The organism is Terriglobales bacterium (assembly GCA_035624475.1).
GTDB lineage: Bacteria > Acidobacteriota > Terriglobia > Terriglobales > Acidobacteriaceae > DASPRL01.
The window spans coordinates 1-3,562 of the sequence record DASPRL010000172.1 but is presented as its reverse complement, the minus strand read 5'-3'; the positions used below and the strand labels follow the sequence as shown (position 1 = coordinate 3,562).

At 69.2% G+C, this 3,562-nt stretch carries 3 protein-coding genes; 2 read left to right on the top strand and 1 reads right to left on the bottom strand.

The genetic code is table 11. The annotated features are described in order from the left end of the window. Together VEG08_07135 and VEG08_07130 are read left to right on the top strand one after the other, a co-directional pair. Nucleotides 1–1,413 (top strand): PEGA domain-containing protein (locus VEG08_07135; protein ID HXZ27758.1); only part of this gene is annotated, 1,413 nt, incomplete at its 5' end. Nucleotides 1,414–1,416: 3 nt separating this feature from the next. Further along, on the top strand, nt 1,417–3,042 hold the full coding sequence (locus tag VEG08_07130; protein ID HXZ27757.1) for an adenylate/guanylate cyclase domain-containing protein: 1,626 nt from the start codon (nt 1,417–1,419) through the stop codon (nt 3,040–3,042). Nucleotides 3,043–3,167: 125 nt separating this feature from the next. On the opposite strand, the gene VEG08_07125 is transcribed toward VEG08_07130, so the two are convergent. Beyond that, on the bottom strand, nt 3,168–3,562 hold a 395-nt coding region (locus VEG08_07125), incomplete at its 5' end, for a hypothetical protein (protein HXZ27756.1).

Genomic DNA, 3,562 nt, shown 5'->3' with positions numbered 1-3,562 from the left:
ATCCTCTACGAGATGGTGACCGGGGAAAAGCCTTTCACCGGGCAGAACGTCACCACCATCATCTACAAGATCGTCAACGAGGACCCCATCCCGCCGCGCGAGTTGGACGTCACCATCCATCCCGGGCTGAGCGCGGTGGTGACCAAGGCGCTGGCCAAGTCGCCGGACCAGCGCTACCAGAAGGGCGGCGACCTGGTGCGCGACCTGCAGAACTACAAGGCGATGGGGACACCGCCGGAGCCGACCAGCGTGCTGGCGGCGGTGCCCGACCACCCGGAGCAGAAGGCCGCGGCTGCGCCCGCGGGCGTGGGCAAGCCCGCCGCCGGGGCCGCTGCGCCCGCTCCCACCACCAGACCCGCGGGCGCGAAGCCGGCTGCCGCTGCCCCGGGCAAACCACGGAATCTGCTTCTTCCCTTGAGCGCGGCCGCGCTGCTGCTGGTGCTGGCGATCGGGGGCCTAGCCTGGTACCGCAACCGGATCGCGGCCGCACCGCAGCAGAGCACGGCGGCCATGACGCCGGCGACGTCACCGTCCACTCCGCCGCCCGCTCCCGTGCAGGCGACTCCGGCGCCCGCCCAGAGTTCCGCTGCCGACACCTCGCCCGCCGATGCGGCGGACGCCCAGCCTGGATCCGCGAAACCGGTTCATCATTCGCGAGCGGCGGCGGTGATACCCACCGCCTCCCCGCCGGCGGCCGCGGCCACCGGCGGCCTGGAACTGACTTCCTCGCCTGCCGGCGCCAGCGTCCAGATCGACGGCCGCTCTTCCTCCACGTGGATCACGCCTTACACCGCCACCGGGCTGGCCGCCGGCGCCCACAGCATCAGCTTCGCCAAGCCGGGATACGCGCCGGTAACGCGCTCGGTGCAGGTAGTGGCCGGCCAGAGCACGCCCCTCGAGGTGCATCTGGCGGCCGTGACCAACGCCCTGGGCGTGACCAGCAACCCCGCCGGCGCCGCCGTCTGGGTGGACGGCAAGGACACCGGCAAGGTGACCCCCACCCAGGTGGCGGTCACCCCGGGTGAGCACAAGCTCGTGGTGCGCAAGGCCGGCTTCAAGGACGCCACCACCACCGTGGCCCGCCTCAGCCCCGGCGACAGCTACCACTTCGCTCCCACCCTGGAGCCGGAGGAGAAGAAGTCCGACTCCGGCGGCGCCAGCGGCTTCCTGCACCGGGTCTTCGGGGGCATCCCCGAGGGCAAAGGCGCGCTCGACGTCAAGAGCAATCCCAAGGGCGCGCAGATCGAGATCGCTGGGCTGACCGACACCCACGCCACTCCCCACAAGTACTTCCTCGACCCCGGCCGCTACCAGGTCACCCTCAAGCTGGATGGCTACCGCACAGTCAAGAAGTCGGTGACCGTCGAGAAGGGCAAGAGCCTGGAGATCAGCGAGACTTTGAAGAAGCAATAGGCGATGCCGCGCATCACCATCACATCTCCGGAGGGGAAGGGCGGCATCCTCGTCCTGACCAAGCCGGTGACCACCATCGGGCGCGGCAACGCCAATGACCTGGTGCTGAACGACACCAGCGTGTCGCGCTTCCATGCCGTGCTCAAGCTGGGCGACGACGGGAACGTGGTCATCGCCGACCGCGGCAGCACCAACGGCGTGCTGGTCAACGAAGAGCGCATCACCGCCGAGACCCCGCTGGCCGACGGCGCCGTAGCCCGCATCGGCATCTACCGCCTCAAGTTCGAGCGCGAGGACGACGGCGCGCTGGTGGTGCACAAGGCCGAGATGCCCTCGGCTCTGAACCAGATCATCCACGGCGGACCTCTGGAGCCGCTGCCCAGCGCCCCTGAGACCCCCACCGGCACCGCCGCCGAGCTGGTGCAGCAGGTGCGCCGGCTGGAGCGGGAGAACTACCTGCTCACCGTGCTCTATGACGCCGGCAAGGCGCTGACCGGCAAGCTCTCCGCCGACGACGTGGCCGAGCAGGTGATGCAACTGGCCTTCCGCATCGAAGGGGTGGAGCGCGGCTTCATGATGCTATTCGACGAGCAGGGGCGGGTGACGCGCCAGTCCGACGTGCGCTACCGCCGCCAGCCCCCCACCCACCAGCCCCAGATCATCCTCAGCCGCTCCATCCTGGAGCGCCTGCAGGCCGATCCCGCTCCCATCCTCATCGCCGACGCCAGCCAGGACGAGCGCTTCGCCGCCAGCGAGAGCCTGAAGATCTCCGGGTTGCGCTCGGCCATGTGCGCGCCCCTGATGAGCGCCGCCGGCAAGCTGTTGGGCGTCCTCTACGTCGACAACCTGGAGCGCGCCGCCGCCTTCACCCAGGAAGAACTCAACGTGTTCGCCCTGGTGGCGGCCCAGGCCGCCGCCGCCCTGGACAACGCCCGCGCCCACCAGCAGCTCGCCGAGCAGGCGGTGCACCGCTCCGCCCTGGAGCGCTTCCTCTCGCCCGAGGTAGTGGAGATGGTGGCCGCCAATCCCCAGGACGTGCGCCTGGGCGGCGTCAACCAGAAGGCCAGCATCCTGTTCGCCGACATCCGGGGCTTCACCGCTCTCTCGGAGCGCCTGGCTCCCGAGCTGGTGGTCGAGATCCTGAACGAGTACTTCACGCGGGTCACGGATGTGGTCTTCGACCACGGCGGCACCCTGGACAAGTACCTGGGCGACGGGGTGATGGCCGTCTTCGGCGCTCCTTTTTCCAAGGGCAACGACGCCGCCAACGCCGCCCGCGCCGCCATGGCCATCCAGGCCCTGGTTCTGGAACTCAACCGCGACTCGCGGGCGCGCCAGTGGCCGGAGCTGCGGGTGGGCGTGGGCATCAACACCGGGGCGGTGGTGGCCGGCAACATCGGCTCGCCCCGCCGCCTCGACTACACCGTGGTGGGTGACACCGTCAACGTGGCCGCGCGCCTCATGGCGCATGCGGTGGGCGGGCAGATCCTCATCTCCCAGGCCACCGCCCAGGACCTGGATTCCGCATTCAATCTGGCTCCCCTGACCCCCATCCTGGTGAAGGGCAAGTCGGAGCCGGTCCCGGTCTTCGCCGTGCGCTGGATGGAATCGGCGGGCGCGGTCAGCTAGCTGCCAGCAGACACACCCCTGCGGACAGCTTCTAGCTCTTAGCTCATGGCCTGTGGCGGTTGGCAGGTGTCCCAGTGCGGCCAGCGTGCGCTATCCACTATCCACGATTCACTATCCACTGCTGCTTACGCCCGCTTTTGCTTGCTCGCCGCCGGCTTCTCTTCCCAGGGACGCTTGGGGCGCTCGGGGGCGGGCTTGTCGCGGTCTTCCAGCCGGTCGTAGAGGCAATCGTCGTTCACCGTGCCCAAGGACTCGTTGTAGAGGCTGGTCGCTCCCAGGGCTTCCTTCAACTCCTCGGTGAACTGGTGGATGGCCGTGAGGTGGTCGGCGGTGGCGGGCAGTTCGGCCTTGGAGGTGCGCAGGAACTTGGCGTAGCCGCGGTCCACCAGCTTGGCGATCTCGCCCGCGACCAGGTAGCCGGGCCGGGCGAAGAGCCTGGCCTCGCCGTCGCCCACCTTCTCGATGGCGGCGGACACGTTGAACTTCTTCAGAAACACCCGGCTCTTGGTCCCCGGGGCTT

Coding starts and splice junctions, on each gene's coding strand:
- VEG08_07130 (HXZ27757.1), top strand. CDS start 1,417: ATGCCGCGCATCACCATCACATCTCCGGAGGGGAAGGGCGGCATCCTC.